This is a genomic window from Citrobacter freundii ATCC 8090 = MTCC 1658 = NBRC 12681 (genome assembly GCF_011064845.1).
GTDB classification, from domain to species: domain Bacteria; phylum Pseudomonadota; class Gammaproteobacteria; order Enterobacterales; family Enterobacteriaceae; genus Citrobacter; species Citrobacter freundii.
In genome coordinates this window covers 2,889,366-2,905,241 of the sequence record NZ_CP049015.1, presented here as the reverse complement: position 1 = coordinate 2,905,241, position 15,876 = coordinate 2,889,366, and the positions used below count along the sequence as shown (strand labels likewise).

The window sequence follows — 15,876 nt, the reverse complement described above, 5'->3', positions numbered from 1 at the left end:
TATGATAGGTGGCATTTTCAGAAAAGAGAAGATTGCTGTGGAATAGACGGTGCTGATCCGATCTCTGGCAGAGCACTGCGTAAATCTGCCCATAGCGTATCAACAAGCTCCGGGGCCTGCGCGATGTCCGGCGTATGCAAAAACAGATACGGCGTCGTGGTGTGTTGCCATAGTGACAGCTTGGTCAGCCAGACGGCGAAAAGCGCGCTGTTTTGTGCCATATCATCGCTGCCGATAAAGCGTACCATCGGATGGTTTGCCGTCACCACCGCATGCACCGGAACCTTCGGTTTCTTGCGCTGGGCGTCACGTATCGCTTCGGTATGTGGGATTGCGGCATGTACCGGGCGGCTGTCAAGAATCACCCGGTTTACTCCACGCTCGTGTAACCCGCGATTAAATAGCTGTTCGGCTTCGCCTTTGGCAAAGAAGTCTGGATGGCGAACTTCCACACCGTAGGTAAAGCATTTGGGGAGCGCATCGAGAAACTGCCACAGGGCAGGCAGGTCGCGTGGGCTAAAAGTCGCGGGTAATTGCAGCCAGTATTGTCCAATGCGCGATCCCAGCGGCGACATGCGCGTAAAAAATTCCTGCACCAGGTCATCACAATTACGCAGCGCGGCCTTATGCGAAATGGTCGCCGGAAACTTAAAACAAAATCGAAACGTATCGGTGGTCTGTGCTTGCCAGCGGGCAACAATATCGGCTTTAGGCAGCGCATACAGCGTGGTATTGCCCTCCACGCAGTTAACATGACGGGCGTTAGGGGTTAACTTACTGATTTTAATAATCCTCCCGTACTGTTATCGTGGCTATGGGGCATCAATGGGGCAAAATCTGCCAGCTTCTGATTCAGCATTGCGATCTGCTCTGCGCTGCTGTCAGCCATCCATGCACCGTAAACATTGAACACCATCTGCGCGCTCGCATGCCCCATCTGACTGGCAATAAAACTCGGGTTTGCACCTGCAGATAATGACCAGCACGCATAGGTATGTCGTGACTGGTACGCCTTTCTGTGTCTGATCCCCGCGCGCTTTAGTGCCGCTTCCCATGAGTCGCCTACTGAATCGACCCGGTAGATAAATCCGACCTGCTTACTGCGTCTGACCACATGCGGGTTAAAGACGAATGTACACTCATGGTTCACCGAACGGCCATACTCACGTAACTGCACTTCAATGTGATATTGCCTGCCCAGCCTTGTCATTTCAGCCTGATTTTTCAGGATGCTGATTGCGGGCTGGATAAGATGCACCACTCGATCTGTGCTTGCCTCGGTTTTCGGTAGAGTGAACTCACCAAGTTTCGTATAATTACGCCTGACGGTAATTGTTCCCGCCTTCAGGTCGATATCTTCCCAGGCCAGGGAGACCAGTTCCCCGTGACGCATTCCTGTGTACACTGCTAATGACCACAGGTTTTTCGTCTGCTGATGCCGGCATGCATCTATCAGGCGAATAAATTCATCACGAGACAGAGGATCTGGTTCTGCCCTGGCTTTTTTCAGAGGCTTAATTCCCTCGAATGGGTTCACCTCTAAGTAACCGTGATCCGCAGCAAACTGAAACATTCCGGCCATTGTCGTCATGTAATAGTTCACAGTAACAACGCTTCGCCCTTTTGCCGGGGCTTTGTTTTTCGTCGGACTCTGATAACCAGTTAGCAAATCTTTCCTAAGATACAGCAATTCCTCTTTGGTTACTGCTGACACCAGGCGATTACCTCCGATCCTCGGCACCATATTCCTTGCGACAGATTCATAGCGATTGAATGCGTTCGCGCAGATTTCCATCCGTTTCAGATCCAGCCATTTTTCTTCAAGTTCTTTCACTGTAATGTCTTTTTTACTTACACCAAAAGCCTTGAGGTTAGGGGAGTCAGGAAACTGGGTTGCATAATCAAAGGTTCCTGTGCGGATGGCAAAACATACTGATGTCCGCAGTTCCCCGGCTATCTTTCTGTTCTTAGCGGTGTCAGGGACACCGAGACTTTCCCTGACACGCTTACCTTTAAAATTAAACCAGATGCGTAATGTGCCACCGTGGTTTTCGACGCCTGTTGGATATGTGACTTTATCCATTGGTGTTGCCTCCAGACGCCCAAGAGCGATACGAGCTTACCTTTTTCATGGCATCAAATCACCCTGGCTGCTTGCTTTTCATTGAAGCGACCCAGGCATCTACAGCCTTTCTGTTATACATGCACTCACTGGAAGGTTTAGGATTTCCGTCAGGCGATACGTGGATATACTCCCTCCCAATCATCCAGCATTCTTTTCTGGCACGGAGGATGGTTCCGGGTTTGAGCCCGGTAACCGCGATCAAAACGCTTTCACAAACCCAATCGTTGGGAGCTAACTGGAAAATATTGCTCATAGTTATTTCTCCATTATCCCGGCTGCACCCGGGGAAAACTTTAGCTGTTGCTGGTGGTTGGGATTAGTTTCTGCCAAATCGCTGAAACATATTCGCCTGGTGGCGGGCATCAGCCAGTGCGTTATGTGCAACCCCATCAAATGGCATATCACGCTTAGGATCGAAACCTACAACTCTGCCTAATGTGACGATGGTTCTGACGTCGTGATCATTCCAGAATTGCCACGGGCAAACCTGGTCGGCACGCTCATATGCGCCGCGCAATATAACGTTGTCGAAAGTAGCTCCATTGCCCCAAACTTTTAAATATTTAGGGTTATCAGAATGCCGATTAATGAAATGGCTCAGTTCAGATAGGGCAGATGATATCGGCATCGCATCATCAACACAGATTGCTGATCGTGCTTCTTAGCTTTGTCTTAACCACCACAAAATAGTGTCACCATCCGGCACCGCTCCCTGCTCCATAGCGCTTTCAAGATTAACGGCGGTGTAAAACTCCTGACCAAGATCACCGCTTTGCGGATCGAAGAATACGGCACCAATGGAGACAATAGGGGCATTCGGTTTTTTGCCCATGGACTCAAGGTCGATCATTAAATTGTTCACGTTATACATTCTCCTGCTGCGGTGCTGCTGCGAAATGCTCGACACCTTTAGCCCAAATAGCTTTGATGGTCGTCCATGTGACAGGAACGGTGATTTCAATTCTTCCGCTGCCGTCGCAGGTTTCGCAATCATCATCACCAAAACACTCTGGGCAGTTTATAAATTTCGTTTCTGAAAACTCACCGGACAGCACACTCTTTGCGCCGTTCTCAGCGGTTAGTTTCTTCGGGACCAGCACGTAACCATCCTGAGTTACCGGAGAGTTGCCAGCCTTAAGTATGACGGCGCGGCAGGCGTTCCATCCTCTGACCTCTGCGATTGCAGCTACAGCGTCTATTGCATGCATTTTCGACGCTTCTGGCATCGGCTTTTCATCTGGCAATACTGGCTCTGCGTTCCTCGATGCCTGCACCTCATCAATCACCTTCAACATATCAGCGAGAATGTAAGCTCTGTTCCCGCCGTTTGAGTACTGGGTATCATGCTGCAGGTGTTCGCGTATCTGGTGCAAGCGATCGAGTGATACAGGACCGTGCGCCGGGTGGTTGTTAGTTGTCATGGGTTAGTCCTCTACCTTGTTTCCGCAATGCGGGCAGTAATTGAACTTATGGGCGAATCCAGGATGCGGAACGGCAAAGCGTTTGGTTTTCTCGTTCCAGTCAGCAATTACGATTTCAAAATTTACGACCGCATTAGCCCAGTCACTGGAAAGAACTGGCTGCGACCCAATCAGGCCGACAATACAGCGATTACATTTTTCCACTGACTCACTCCCCCTTCACACCAATGCCAGCGTCTTCTATCGCCTTAGTTACCGCGCTGCGATACGTTTCTTCGCGGAATACAATCCGATTATTAAAACTTAACCAGAATTCATCGTTAGATATCCTTGGAACGCATACCTTTCGCGATTCTAGGATGGCAATACGCTCCCGATAGTCAGCAACCATCCGTCGCACTTGCTCCAGTGGGGTAACACTTCCACCATCTGGCGGGTCCATGTACTGAGTTCCGGGGAGGAGTTCGCAGAGGGCATTATCCAGTTCTTCCAGCTTTTCACGCGCATCCCGCATATCGTCACGCATAGCAATCGCAACTGCTTCAAGAGAATCTTTGTCGCGCTGTAGTTGGAGATTCTCATCCAGCAGCGACAGGACGGTGGTGGGGTTAGTGGCGGCGATGAATTCTGCGTTGCGTTTGGCTGTCTCATCCCAAGCCATGTGGTAATCGTGATCCCACTCCTCGTGAATGCACGCTGCCGTCGAGTTGGTCATATCGAGCAATGACTCGCTACCGACGTAAACCGCGTATGAGTGGTATCCAGACGCTCTGTCTTCACCCTCGCCGTATTCGCCGTCAGTTTCGACAACATCAGACCACCATTCGCCCTGGGTGGCTTTCTCTGCTAATTGGCGCAGTTCTGCATGTTTTTTGAGTGCTGTCATTGGGCTGCCTCCAGTTTCGATTTGCGCAGCGCTTCTTTGTAGCTGGCCTTCGCTGCTTTTTTGGTGTCGCACCACTCACCTTCAATATCACGTCGTGGGTAGCCATAAGCCGCGTCGTATGAGCAGCGAAACATTCGGCATTTTCCATCACGGCTGTATTCGACTTCAGGCAGTCGATATCCCAACAACCATTCACTGAAGGGCTGGCAGCTATCAGCATCAAGATATTCTTCGTATCGAGTGCGTTTCTTTGTCTCTGGCAGTGCAGAAATTGCCGTTGCTTCACCTCTTTCTGTGACGTGGTAAATTGTTCCACCACCCACAAAATCAGGCGCGGGACGGGAGGTAGCGAAACCATCAGATACCAGCTCTTCCCACTTCACGTTATCCGTATGCCCTTCGCCAGCCAGGAAATAATTACGGTATGGCGTGCGGTTTCGCTCACTGATGCCCAGCGCATGCTGCATGAGTTCAATTCCAGTGCTCATAGCGCGGTTCCCTGTCTGGCTTTGTTCAATAGCTGGTTAAACATCATGGTTAGGCTGTTACTGCACCCAAATGGCATATCGTTAACACGGTATGTTGGAATGCCCTTGCGAACACCAGACTTCACGATCCTGCCAGTGGTAAAGAGTTGCGATAACGAACCAGCGATCGAAGCTGTTTTTTTGTTTAAACCCTTAGCTATTTCAGCGCTGGTGGCGTTGGGGTGAGCCTGGAGATATTCAAATACGGTCATGGCGTTTTACCTTTACGTTCCTGTTCCAGTTGCACCAGAGACTCTTTTAATGCTGCGAACGTAGCGTCCAGTCTGGTGGCGACTTCGCGCATAAGCGGCGCATGTTTTGGTGGCAATTCAGCAACGGAGGCGAACGCCTCCGCTACGAGTTCTTTTACCTTCATGCGGCGCATTGGCGCTGCTCCATCAACTCGTTAAAGCGATTGATGAACATGCCGTATGACTGGCCTGGACGAACTGGGTTGATAATGAATAAATCCGTTGGGACAACTCCCTCGATGCATGGCCAAATGGAACCTTCGTCAATCTCAAAATCGCGGCGTTCGCTGGCGAGCATCACCAGATCGGCATATTTCACGGTTGGGTGTTGCTCAGTTGGTAGACCGAACTTCTGCCGAATGGCTGCGTCCACGCGAGCTTCGATCGCCTGGTAATCCGGAAGCAGGCGCTTAAGCGGTGAGGGGATATCCTGCAGGTAGGCTTCGGCGGCATCATGAAGCAGGGCTTCTAATGCAAACTCCTGTGGAACGAGGTGGCTGGTTAAAACGCTATGTTGGCCGACGCTGTAAAACTCAGGAAGATGCCCTGCAAAGCGGCAGATATGAGACAACGCGGTAGCGATATCTTCGATCACGATATCGTCCTGTTGGATATCGAGGTAATTAAAGTGTTTGCCGGATAATGTCTGAATGTAGCTCATGTCTTTCTCCATATTGGCGCGCTGCACCGCGCAGATTTTGGTTGCACGAATCCCTCGCCTGGTGGCGATAATTAATGGAATTACGCTTCAATAAATCCCCGCGGCGCCGGGGATTTAATGCAGAGCAATTAGGCTTTAAAGTTACCGATGAAAGTTTCCACTGATTCACCTTCGAACTTGCTGATCAGCAAATCGCGGAATTCGTTGGCAATCTCTTCTTCCTGGGCTTCAAGTTGGACGATGCGCAGAACAAAGCAGGGTTCATCGCTGGTCAGTAGGCTGTTACGCAAGCTAAAGCGGCGTTCACCCAGACCTTCATACGGCACACATTTGAACTCGAACGCTACAGGCATTACGTCTTTGCTGCTTGCTTCAACGCTTTGCATCAGCGATTTTTTACCAGCGAAATCACCAGTTTCATGGTCCTGCTGTGTTGCTTGCTGAATAGTGATACGACGCACAGCCTGAGCCGCCTGGGAAATCTGCATCGTATTGCCATCAGCATCAAACGCCAGCAGGTAATCGCTCCAGTCTTCCAGCCATTCAGCAATTTGCTTTTGTTTCAGACGTTGACCATCGATCTGCAGTAACGCGCGGAACGGGGCGGTTTTCTTCAGGGTGATTGAAGCAACGTTATCGGCGTGACCAGGATTATCCAGGGTGCCGATGTTGAACACTGAACGGGCGGTCATGTTGTCAGCGTCAATGAAGCAACGAGCTGGTTCACTGTCGCTGGCGTAACCTTTAGAATAACGTGAGAAGTCGTCAATACTGGTTGTGGTCATTGCGCCACGAAAGCGGAAACGCTCCAGAGAAAAGCGCTCGAGGCTTTCAACGCCAGTGCCCTCTGGCAGTAATGCGGTCGGGCAAGCCAGGCCATGAATATCATTCAGGTGATAACCGGAAATAACCAGGTCTTTGACCTGCTTGAAGGTACCGCTGTCTAACTGAGACATAAAAATTCCTTATTAACTGATGATCAAAGTGGTATCAGTGAGTTTGTTGTTGCGGATCACTGTGCCGCTTTAAGCTTTCCATCCACCGCGCCAGTGATCCCGAACAGCTGACCCTGATCTTCCTGCAGGATGGTTAGCTTCCCGCCTTTGTTGACCCACATCGGGGTTTCGGTTGTGTCCTCTTCGGAGGCTTTACCACGCGGTGTCGGGGTGCTGTAGTTCAGCTTGTGCTTGATCTTCACGCGCTTCTCTTCAACGGAATTACCCATACGCTCAAAATCAAATGTGAGGACTACTTTGCCTTTGTTGCCGTTGTTCAGAACGCCAAGCGCGGTAGTATTAAGTGCTGCCGCGATTTTGTTCATGAACACGCCGGCATCCAGTTCGCCAAGAAAATCTGGCACTACGGTCATGCGGTCATTACTCATGGTTTTACCCTCGTTAAGGCGGCTGCAACCGCCGAACTTTCTCCATACACAACAGAGAAGGGCACCTGCATTGGTCGGCGGCTTGCAGAGACCGCTTTCTTTTTGCCCGGGTGGATTGGGTTATGAGCCCGTCGCCCGGTGATGCTCTTTTCTGTTGTGCCCTGAAAAAGGCTGGCGGTTACCGGACAAGTGGGAAAACACCGGGCCGCCAGAACATGGAGTTACTTGTTATTGCTTTGGCCTGCTTTTAACCACATCAGGCGCGGTGGTAGGTATCTTCGGGCGGGGTGCTAAGGGGGTGATTAGCCCTTGCCCTTAACACTCCTGCTGGTTTTGGTATTCCTGGCTTGGGTATCGCCACCAGCTATAGGAATTTGACTACGAGTTGCGGTTAATCAGACCGCGTCTCTGTTACCCCTCCCGAAGACACCTGTCAGCGAATCATCCGGTTATTCATATGCCACCGGCGGCAACATCGTGGGCGTCCTGCCTATCCGCTGTTGATGAATTGAATATACCTATGAGTAATTTTTGTGTAAATACCTTTTGGTATATTTTTATTTACCTTAATGACAACTAATTGCTTTTAATTGAATTTTATTTAAGGAGGTGATGCGTGTTATGCTCAAAAAAACACCAAAGAGGGCTTGGTATGGAACGTGACGAACTGGAAGAAGACCGTGCGGCATTCATAGCTGGCGAGATTGGCGGCGCAGTTGTCGAATTGATAATCGGCGGAGTAGTTATTAACCGTGATGCGATTGTCGATTGTTTGGAAAGAAAACGACGTGCGGTGGGAAATGTGATCCACAAAGGTGTTCTGCGAGACGCCGCTGCGATGGTGAGAAAAGGGCAATAAAAACCCGGCTCAGTGGCCGGGTTATATGTTATTTCATAAAGTGTTAGGTCTGTATCAACTATCCAAAGATAGCAACTACAGTTTATTGTAAGCTATTGATTCATGTAGCAGAGCTTTACCCATGATATACAGTTGATCCTGATTTTCTTCAGTTATATACCAGTCTTTGTACACTGGATTATCGGACAGGACTGCAAGCTGCAAGCCCTGCATTTGTAATCGCTTCACATGGAAGTGTTGTCCGAAAACGAACGCATAAACACCGTCCACCTTGAAATTTCTTATCGAAATATCGAAAAACAACCTGTCACCAGATTGGATGGTTGGGCACATGCTGTCGCCATCTACAGTCATTACTTTAACTTCATCCTGAGAACGATTCCCGAAGAGTGAACGAGCGTGCTCAGTGGTGAACTCAATAGCGTGTAGAACCTCAACAAACTCAGAAATCATGAAAGACCCTGGACCAGCACTCACAGTAAGATCGAGAACTTCTACACGATAGGTGTCGATATTGCGGGTGGGTACATCAATATCCATATTTGAGGTTGGGCCTAGACCATCCAACCATCCTCTGCTGATTTTCAGCGCCTCCTCGATCTGACGAGCCGCCTGTTCACCAATATTCCGCTTATTAGCTTTACCAACAGGGTAAAGCATCCGAGAGACAACAGTCGGATCAAGCCCTGCATTTTCAGCAAACTCTTTCTGTGTTTTATAGCGAGTTACCAACTCCTGCAGTTTGAGGCGTCGCAACTCGAAGATGTCAGGCGATTCATTTTTCATAATTCCATCTTACTTAAATTTACTTCAAGGTAAATGACCTGTGAGTATTGACATGTATTTACTTAAAGGTATATTTAATTTCCAAACATAGGAGGCGTGATGGAAACGTTAAGAAATTACCTAAACGCTTTGTCGCTCGAAAAACAGAGAGAATTTGCAGCACGATGCGAAACCTCTCTTGAGTACCTGCGTAAAGCCATTAGCAAAAAGCAAAAGTTGGGAGCTGCTCTATCTGTTTCTATCGAAACACAATCTGGCGGCTCAGTTAGTAGAAAAAATCTTCACCCGGATGATTGGGAAAAGATTTGGCCTGAACTGGAGCATAAAAAATCAGCGGCATGAAAGTAACCACAGAATTAAGGGGTTAACCGTGGGTAACGAACCAATTTGGAAAGTCGAACGTCAGCCAGCCTGGCTGGTGGTCGCGATTAAAAAGACGATTACCGATCTGCCTGGCGGGTATGCCGAGGCCGCGGAATGGTTGGGTGTGACAGAGAACGCATTATTTAACCGCCTTCGTGTTGACGGCGACCAGATATTCCCGCTGGGTTGGGCAATGGTTTTACAACGTGCTAGTGGCTCAACTCATATAGCTGATGCCGTTGCGCGCCATTCTCAGGGCGTATTTGTACCACTGGCAGATGTTGATGATCTGGATAACGCCGATATCAACCAGCGTCTGATGGAGTCCATTGAGTGGATAGGCCGTCATTCTAATTTTGTACGTAAAGCCACGGCTGATGGGGTAATTGACGCAGAGGAGCGTGCTCAGATTGAGGAAAACAGCTATCAGGTTATCGCGAAGTTCCAGGAGCACGTAACGCTTCTTTATCGAGTTTTTTGTGTCGCTGAAAAGAGTGACGCCCGCGAGTGTGCAGCTCCGGGCGCCTTGGCGAACAACTCTTCGAGTATGGAGAAATAATCCGCATGATCAGTTTAACGGCTTTTAACCGTCTACCGCAACTCAGGATGATCCCGGTTTCGGGTACTCCGTTGTTTCGGTATGAACGCAGATTATCAAACCGCTGGGTTCCTTGTAACCACAGTAGGGCGGTTTCAATTGTGGGGGTCTACAACCGGAGGGCAAAACGCTTGTGCGCGAACTTAACCGAAGGTTCAAAGACCACCGTGGAGTGCCAGTCCGTGTTATCCGCTGGGAGCCAGAAACACAGCGCGTTATCTATCTGCGTGATGGCTACCCGCACGAATGCTTCAGCCCACTTGAGCATTTCAGGCAAAAGTTCAGGGAGATAACGGACGATCATGAGCACTAAATTAACCGGCTACGTATGGGATGGTTGCGCGGCGTCGGGCATGAAGTTGTCTAGTGTCGCGATCATGGCTCGCCTTGCTGATTTCAGCAGCGATGAGGGCGTGTGCTGGCCGTCCATTGAAACTATTGCTCGCCAGCTTGGCGCAGGGCCGAGCACTATCAGAACGGCAATCGCAAAGCTTGAAAAAGATGGCTGGCTCACGCGTACACAGCGCCGTAATGGAAACCGTAATGCGTCGAACGTGTACCGCCTGAATGTGGCGAAACTTCAGGCTGCTGCATTTTCTCAACTGTCAGATTCTGACACGTCAAAATCTGAAGCATCAAAAACTGACCCGTCGAAATCTGGCAAAAATGGCGGTTTTGACCCGTCAGAATCTGGCGGGGATCCGTCAGTAAAATCAACACAAGATCCACAAGTAACTTCAAAACCCTCTTGTCCGGTTGCGGCGCAACCAGACCCTGAGGTTGTGATTACTGATCAGGCCAGACAGGTTTTGTCTTACCTGAACCAGACAACTGGTTCACGCTACCAGGTATGCAGCACGTCGCTGGAGAACATTCGCGCCCGTCTGCGGGAACAGTTCACTGTTGATGATCTGTGCCTTGTGGTGGATTACAAAAACGCTGATTGGCGTGATAGCGAGCAGGCTCAATACCTCCGCCCGGCAACTCTGTTTATTCCAAAAAACTTCCCCGGTTATCTGCAAAGCGCGACCAAATGGTCTGCCGCTGGGCGACCTGAACGCGTTAACGGTAAATGGGCGACTAACTCAGCCAGCCGCGCAAACTTCCAAAATGTTGACTACTCACTGCCAGAAAATTCGGGGTTCCGCTCATGATGCCAAATAAATATTGCCAGGCGCTGGCAGCACTGCGCAGCAAACCAGCTCACGAATTGAAAGAAGTTGGAGATCAGTGGAGGACACCGGATCTGCTTTTCTGGGGGATCAACGCGCTATTTGGCCCATTAGTCCTGGACTTGTTCGCTGACGACGACAACGCGAAGTGCCAGGCATGGTACACCGTCGAAGATAACGCGCTAACACAGGACTGGTCTGAACGTCTGGCTGAACTGGGTGGTGCAGGTTATGGCAACCCACCGTATAGCCGTTCTCAATACCACGAAAAACAGGCGATCACTGGTATGACGCACATCATGAACTACGCAGCAGCACAGCGTGAGAAGGGCGGTCGCTATGTATTCCTGATAAAAGCCGCGCCGAGTGAAACGTGGTGGCCGGAAGATGCCGATCACATTGTATTCATTCGCGGGCGCATTGGGTTCGATCTGCCTGTGTGGTTTGTACCTGCTGACGAAAAACAGAAGCCCACCAGCGCGTTTTTTGCCGGTGCCATAGCTGTATTCGATAAGTCATGGCGTGGTGAGCGGTTCAGCTACATCAACCGCACAGAACTGGAGGCAAAAGGGCGTGCTTCTATGGCTCTGGCCACGTTTGTCGCCGCGAAGGTTCAGCCACCAGCAGTGCAACCACGTGAAATGCCCGCTGCTGTGCCGCTGTCATTGCCAGAAGTTGAATCACGCATCTGGCCACTTGAGGTGGGTATTGTGTTTAACCAGGTGGAAGGGGCTGACATGCTGGAGGAACCACAGCAGAACAAGCTGAAAGCCAATATCAATCAACTATGGCTGGAACGAACGGCCACCAGCGAAATCATCACAATTGCGCAAGGTCTTGTCGACAGCATGCGGGGGGTAACTCATGCGTGAAACAGTCTTTTATCTCCATGCTGGCATAGCGCCTATTTCGGATGTTGTTCAACGTGTTCGTCACTATAGCGGGAAAGTTGAGGTATGTTTCAGGAATTATGACGGAGGCTTTTAATGAGGCTCATACTCCCATTTCCACCCAGCGTGAACACCTACTGGCGCGCCCCTAACAAGGGGCCGCTGGCCGGTCGTCACCTCATTAGCGCTGATGGCCGTAAATACCAGAGCGCTGCCTGCGTGGCGATCATTGAGCAATTACGACGTCTCCCGAAGCCATCGACTGAACTGGCAGCGGTAGAAATCACTCTGTACCCGCCGGATGCGCGCCGCCGGGATATCGATAATTACAACAAAGCCCTGTTTGACGCGCTGACGCATGCGGGTGTCTGGGAAGACGACAGCCAGATTAAGCGCATGCTGGTGGAATGGGGACCCGTTGTGCCGAAAGGTCGGGTAGAGATAACAATCAGCAGATATGAACCGGCGGGTGCAGCCGCCTGATATGGAGAAAAGTATGAGCCAGTTAGCAACAACAGCGTTAACCATGTCCAGCAGCGATATTGCTGAGCTGGTGGAATCAAGACATGACCATGTTAAACGGTCCATTGAGCGCCTGGCAGAGCGCGGTGTTATTGAACTCCCCCCAATGGGGGAAGTTAGAAATCATCTCAATCAGTCGGTATCGGTTTATCTGATAGGGAAGCGGGACAGTTATATCGTTGTCGCGCAGCTGTCGCCGGAGTTTACCGCGCGTCTGGTTGATCGCTGGCAGGAGCTTGAGCAGGCACAGCAGCAGACGATTCCTCAATCATTCTCTGAAGCCCTACGTCTTGCAGCTGACCTTGCAGAACAAAAACAGCAGTTGACTAACGAACTGGCTGCCGCGGCGCCGAAGGTAGAGTTTGTTGATCGGTACTGTACAGCCAGTGGGTCAATGTCATTCCGCCAGGTGGCAAAACTGCTTAAGGCCAAAGAGCCTGATCTGCGGCTATTCCTCCTTGAGAAGGACATCATGTATCGCCTTGGCGGAACGATGACCCCACGGCATCAGCATATTGATGCGGGCCGTTTTGAAGTGAAAACCGGCACATCCGTAACCTCAAACCATGCATTCAGCCAGGCACGCTTCACGCCGAAAGGCGTGCGCTGGATTGGTGGACTGTGGGCAGAACACATTGCCAGGGGGCAGGTCGCGTGAAAGCTCTGCTTACCCCCGAGATCGCCCATCGTATGGGGATTGTGCTGTTCCGTCCTGGTGCGGAGCTGATGCACCTCTTCATGCGTGGTCGCGTTCTGCTCGAGCCTGAACCAGAAGAAATGGCGTCATTCAGTACCGGGGCTGTTCCGGCAGCCATTCAGCCGCTGGCTGATGATCCGGTAATGCGTCAGGTCTTCGAGAATGAGAGGGTTATTCAGCGTGCCGGCGGGCTTCCTTCCCTTGAGCAATGGCTGAGTAATCGGTTTGAATGCCAGTGGCCACATTCAACGTGGCACGACAAGAACTTCACAACAATGCGGCACCCACCAGGAAGTATTCGCCTGTGCTGGCATTGCGATCACACTTTGTCGGGGCAGCATACCGAACAGCTTGCAGGTATAGCGGCAGGAAACCTGGTATCCTGGATTCTGGAAGTCATTCTGCGTGATTCTGGTTTTCCCGAGTCGCATATCCTGACGCTTCCGGAACTGTGCTGGTGGATGGTCAGAAACGACCTGGCTGATGTTATTCCGGAAAGCGTTGCGCACAAGGGGCTACGCCTTCCGGATGAGAAGATCCGCTCGGTCATGAGGGAAAGCGACATTGTACCTTCCGCTTCTGCAACCAGCCTCGTGCAGGAGAAGGCGAAGAAGATCCTCACGCTCTCTGTTGATCCGGAATCTCCAGAATCTTTCATGCTCAGGCCAAAGCGACGCCGCTGGATAAATGAGACTTACACCCGCTGGGTAAAAACACAACCCTGTGAGTGTTGCCGACGGCCAGCAGATGATCCGCACCATATCGTAGGGCACGGTATGGGTGGTACAGCAACAAAAGCCCATGACCTCTTCGTGATCCCTCTGTGCAGAGAGTGCCACGACGAGTTACACGCCGATGTACCAGCATTCGAGCAGAAGCATGGTACGCAGCTTGAGCTGCTACTGCGTTTTATGGATCGGGCGCTGGCGATCGGCGTAATTGCGAAAGCTTAAGTGTATGGAGCGCAAAGAAGCATGAATCAGCAAGACCTGAATTTTGTAAGAATAGAATTGCGCCGCGCGCTACCTGACCTCTCTGGGGGAACAAAAGGGCAGCTTGAGGCTTTCAGTGAACACCCACCAGCAGACAAAAATGCCACCCCGCGCCGTGGAATTCATCTCGTCGAACTTGAGGGAGAGAAGGGGCCACGCTTTGTTAACTCGCTTTCCGCGCCACTGTATGTGCTGGAAACACGCAGCCGCCGCAGGCCAATGCCGCCGATAAAAGATGCGGAATTTGAGTCCGCGCCGTGGCGTAGGGCAGTGTCCGCGCTTAGTGGATACCAGCAGGCCTGGTTGCGGTACTGCTACGGTTTTGACCTTAGCTATAAGCACCAGGTGATGATGTGTGAATACGTCTGGAAAACTTATCAGAAATGCCTGGGTGAAAACACGCTTCAGGAGCGCGTAGTGAAGAAACTGATAGGCCTGGTATGGCTGGCAGGGCAGGAAATTGCCGCAACCCGAAACAATGAAACCTATAAAGACTACGCTGGCGCGGCGCTGGCCCGTATGGTTAGCGTTGACCGTTCGACGTGGTTGCGCGTCTATTCAGGGCACTGGGCTGGGTTAAAGGCCGCTTTTACCCAGCTTGATGAATCTGCGTTGGCCATGGCTCTTGAATACTATGAGGAAGAAGAAGCCGTCAAAGTGGCAGAAATGTGAAGTAAATTTCACTATCTCCTTCAAACGCGCTTGCAAAATGCAACAAAATAAGCCATATTTGAAGCATATTTGATATGTTGCCAAAGTTTTATAAACCCGCCAGTGAGCGGGTTTTTTTGTATCCGCATTTCCTGCGCACCGCCCGCGCATCCATCACGTCGAACCAATCCATTTGAAATGAGCCTTTGAGGAAGTCGGTTAGCGCTGGCGAGCCTCGACGGGCTGATTTCCTGTGCGGCAAAGGTTCATCTCAAAGTAAGGTAAACGCCATGCAATTAGTTGAAATTAAAAAACTCGACCTTGTAACCAGCACTGTCTCTATTGCTGACGGGGTTGGGCGTGATCATGACACCGTCATTAAGTTAGTGGACCGTAACAAGGCTGATCTTGAAGAATTTGGAAGGGTCGGATTTGAAATCCGAACCATTCAAACTGACGGTGGTCTTCAAAAGCGTCGAGTGGCGCTACTGAATGAACAGCAAACCACTCTACTGATCACCTACATGCGTAATAACGATGTTGTCCGCAAGTTCAAAAAGAAACTGGTTGCTGAGTTCTTCCGCATGCGTGGCGCTCTGGCGGGCAAAAAAATGGATCGCAACACCGCCCGTCTGGAATATCGCCCGATGAGCGATGCCATTAAGCATGAGCGTGAAGTGCAGGGTAAAGAAATCAAGCCTTACCACTTCAGCAACGAAGCCGATTTGATTAACCGCATCGCGCTCGGTATGACGGCGGCAAAATTTCGTGTTTACCACGACCTCGACAAAAAAGAGAACATCCGTGACTACCTGACGCCGGAGCAGATCCACTGCGTAACTGAGTTGCAGCGGGCCAATACAGTTTTCATTGGCATGGGCTGGGACTTTGAGCAGCGCAAAGAGGCGCTAAAGGGTGTATTTGATCGCAATCATCGCCAGCCGCTGATTGAAGAACAGCACAGTTTAGCAGCGTAATGAGCGTCACTTCGACACACAGCCTAATCATTGGAACCCTGCCATTCGGCGGGGTTTTTGCTTTTCGCACTCAGTGTAAGTGAAATATAACCATGTGCTTTCAGGGTGAGTTAC

Annotated in this window: 24 protein-coding genes and 1 pseudogene; 11 read left to right on the top strand and 14 right to left on the bottom strand. The window is 50.7% G+C overall.

Annotation, left to right across the window (positions count from 1 at the left end; translation table 11 throughout):
* Window positions 1-17: 17 nt before the first annotated feature.
* The 13 genes and pseudogenes from G4551_RS14130 to G4551_RS14070 all read right to left on the bottom strand — a co-directional run bounded on the left by G4551_RS14130 (window position 18) and on the right by G4551_RS14070 (window position 7,255).
* The gene (locus G4551_RS14130) at window positions 18-791 is read right to left on the bottom strand and encodes a DUF72 domain-containing protein (protein WP_050499175.1); all 774 of its coding nucleotides are present in this window, start codon (window positions 789-791) and stop codon (window positions 18-20) included.
* On the bottom strand, window positions 770-2,083 hold the full coding sequence (locus G4551_RS14125; RefSeq protein WP_003839182.1) for a tyrosine-type recombinase/integrase: 1,314 nt from the start codon (window positions 2,081-2,083) through the stop codon (window positions 770-772). The genes G4551_RS14130 and G4551_RS14125 overlap by 22 nt, the downstream gene beginning before the upstream one ends.
* A gap of 58 nt (window positions 2,084-2,141) precedes the next feature.
* A complete protein-coding gene (locus tag G4551_RS14120; protein WP_003839185.1) occupies window positions 2,142-2,378 on the bottom strand; it encodes an excisionase family protein in 237 nt (78 codons plus the stop codon).
* A gap of 40 nt (window positions 2,379-2,418) precedes the next feature.
* Window positions 2,419-2,987: pseudogene (locus tag G4551_RS14115) on the bottom strand (3'-5' exonuclease).
* A 1-nt stretch (window position 2,988) separates the two neighbouring features.
* Window positions 2,989-3,546: a hypothetical protein gene (locus tag G4551_RS14110; RefSeq protein WP_003839190.1), complete on the bottom strand. Its 558-nt coding sequence runs from the start codon at window positions 3,544-3,546 to the stop codon at window positions 2,989-2,991.
* 3 nt (window positions 3,547-3,549) lie between these two features.
* A complete protein-coding gene (locus G4551_RS14105) occupies window positions 3,550-3,750 on the bottom strand; it encodes a hypothetical protein (protein WP_003839192.1) in 201 nt (66 codons plus the stop codon).
* A 4-nt stretch (window positions 3,751-3,754) separates the two neighbouring features.
* A complete protein-coding gene (locus G4551_RS14100; RefSeq protein ID WP_003839194.1) occupies window positions 3,755-4,432 on the bottom strand; it encodes an ead/Ea22-like family protein in 678 nt (225 codons plus the stop codon).
* Complete coding sequence (locus G4551_RS14095) at window positions 4,429-4,920, bottom strand: hypothetical protein (RefSeq protein WP_003839196.1); 492 nt, start codon at window positions 4,918-4,920, stop codon at window positions 4,429-4,431. The genes G4551_RS14100 and G4551_RS14095 overlap by 4 nt, the downstream gene beginning before the upstream one ends.
* Window positions 4,917-5,171 (bottom strand): hypothetical protein, encoded by a 255-nt coding sequence (locus G4551_RS14090; protein ID WP_003839198.1) that lies wholly within the window; start codon window positions 5,169-5,171, stop codon window positions 4,917-4,919. Before G4551_RS14090 ends, G4551_RS14095 begins: the two co-directional genes overlap by 4 nt.
* Complete coding sequence (locus tag G4551_RS14085) at window positions 5,168-5,344, bottom strand: hypothetical protein (RefSeq protein WP_001253786.1); 177 nt, start codon at window positions 5,342-5,344, stop codon at window positions 5,168-5,170. Before G4551_RS14085 ends, G4551_RS14090 begins: the two co-directional genes overlap by 4 nt.
* Window positions 5,332-5,871 carry a hypothetical protein gene (locus G4551_RS14080; RefSeq protein ID WP_003839201.1) on the bottom strand — a complete coding sequence of 180 codons (540 nt, stop codon included), beginning with the start codon at window positions 5,869-5,871 and terminating at the stop codon, window positions 5,332-5,334. The genes G4551_RS14085 and G4551_RS14080 overlap by 13 nt, the downstream gene beginning before the upstream one ends.
* Before the next feature lie 128 nt (window positions 5,872-5,999).
* Window positions 6,000-6,827: a YfdQ family protein gene (locus G4551_RS14075; protein WP_003839202.1), complete on the bottom strand. Its 828-nt coding sequence runs from the start codon at window positions 6,825-6,827 to the stop codon at window positions 6,000-6,002.
* 56 nt (window positions 6,828-6,883) lie between these two features.
* Entirely contained in the window at window positions 6,884-7,255 is a 372-nt protein-coding gene (locus G4551_RS14070) for a hypothetical protein (RefSeq protein ID WP_001515608.1), read from the bottom strand.
* Between the two features lie 652 nt (window positions 7,256-7,907).
* Here G4551_RS14070 and G4551_RS14065 point away from each other — a divergent pair.
* Window positions 7,908-8,114, top strand: a complete 207-nt coding sequence (locus G4551_RS14065) for a hypothetical protein (RefSeq protein WP_003839207.1) — start codon at window positions 7,908-7,910, stop codon at window positions 8,112-8,114.
* A 75-nt stretch (window positions 8,115-8,189) separates the two neighbouring features.
* On the opposite strand, the gene G4551_RS14060 is transcribed toward G4551_RS14065, so the two are convergent.
* Window positions 8,190-8,900 (bottom strand): LexA family transcriptional regulator, encoded by a 711-nt coding sequence (locus G4551_RS14060; RefSeq protein WP_003839209.1) that lies wholly within the window; start codon window positions 8,898-8,900, stop codon window positions 8,190-8,192.
* Window positions 8,901-8,999: 99 nt separating this feature from the next.
* Between G4551_RS14060 and G4551_RS14055 the strand changes: the two genes are divergently transcribed.
* From G4551_RS14055 to G4551_RS14010, 10 genes are all read left to right on the top strand, one after another.
* Window positions 9,000-9,242: a helix-turn-helix domain-containing protein gene (locus tag G4551_RS14055; RefSeq protein WP_003839211.1), complete on the top strand. Its 243-nt coding sequence runs from the start codon at window positions 9,000-9,002 to the stop codon at window positions 9,240-9,242.
* Between the two features lie 28 nt (window positions 9,243-9,270).
* Window positions 9,271-9,822, top strand: coding sequence for a YmfL family putative regulatory protein (locus G4551_RS14050; protein ID WP_003839214.1), 552 nt, complete (start codon window positions 9,271-9,273; stop codon window positions 9,820-9,822).
* Between the two features lie 172 nt (window positions 9,823-9,994).
* Entirely contained in the window at window positions 9,995-10,174 is a 180-nt protein-coding gene (locus G4551_RS14045) for a DUF4222 domain-containing protein (RefSeq protein WP_003034732.1), read from the top strand.
* Window positions 10,164-11,015: a conserved phage C-terminal domain-containing protein gene (locus G4551_RS14040; RefSeq protein WP_003839217.1), complete on the top strand. Its 852-nt coding sequence runs from the start codon at window positions 10,164-10,166 to the stop codon at window positions 11,013-11,015. The genes G4551_RS14045 and G4551_RS14040 overlap by 11 nt, the downstream gene beginning before the upstream one ends.
* Complete coding sequence (locus tag G4551_RS14035; protein WP_003839220.1) at window positions 11,012-11,905, top strand: phage N-6-adenine-methyltransferase; 894 nt, start codon at window positions 11,012-11,014, stop codon at window positions 11,903-11,905. Before G4551_RS14040 ends, G4551_RS14035 begins: the two co-directional genes overlap by 4 nt.
* A gap of 114 nt (window positions 11,906-12,019) precedes the next feature.
* Window positions 12,020-12,406, top strand: a complete 387-nt coding sequence (locus G4551_RS14030) for a RusA family crossover junction endodeoxyribonuclease (protein ID WP_003839221.1) — start codon at window positions 12,020-12,022, stop codon at window positions 12,404-12,406.
* A gap of 13 nt (window positions 12,407-12,419) precedes the next feature.
* The gene (locus tag G4551_RS14025) at window positions 12,420-13,103 is read left to right on the top strand and encodes a phage regulatory protein/antirepressor Ant (RefSeq protein ID WP_003839223.1); all 684 of its coding nucleotides are present in this window, start codon (window positions 12,420-12,422) and stop codon (window positions 13,101-13,103) included.
* Entirely contained in the window at window positions 13,100-14,095 is a 996-nt protein-coding gene (locus G4551_RS14020; RefSeq protein WP_003839225.1) for a DUF968 domain-containing protein, read from the top strand. The genes G4551_RS14025 and G4551_RS14020 overlap by 4 nt, the downstream gene beginning before the upstream one ends.
* A gap of 21 nt (window positions 14,096-14,116) precedes the next feature.
* Window positions 14,117-14,806 carry a bacteriophage antitermination protein Q gene (locus G4551_RS14015; protein ID WP_003839227.1) on the top strand — a complete coding sequence of 230 codons (690 nt, stop codon included), beginning with the start codon at window positions 14,117-14,119 and terminating at the stop codon, window positions 14,804-14,806.
* 269 nt (window positions 14,807-15,075) lie between these two features.
* A complete protein-coding gene (locus tag G4551_RS14010; protein WP_003839229.1) occupies window positions 15,076-15,762 on the top strand; it encodes a Rha family transcriptional regulator in 687 nt (228 codons plus the stop codon).
* Window positions 15,763-15,876 lie beyond the last annotated feature (114 nt).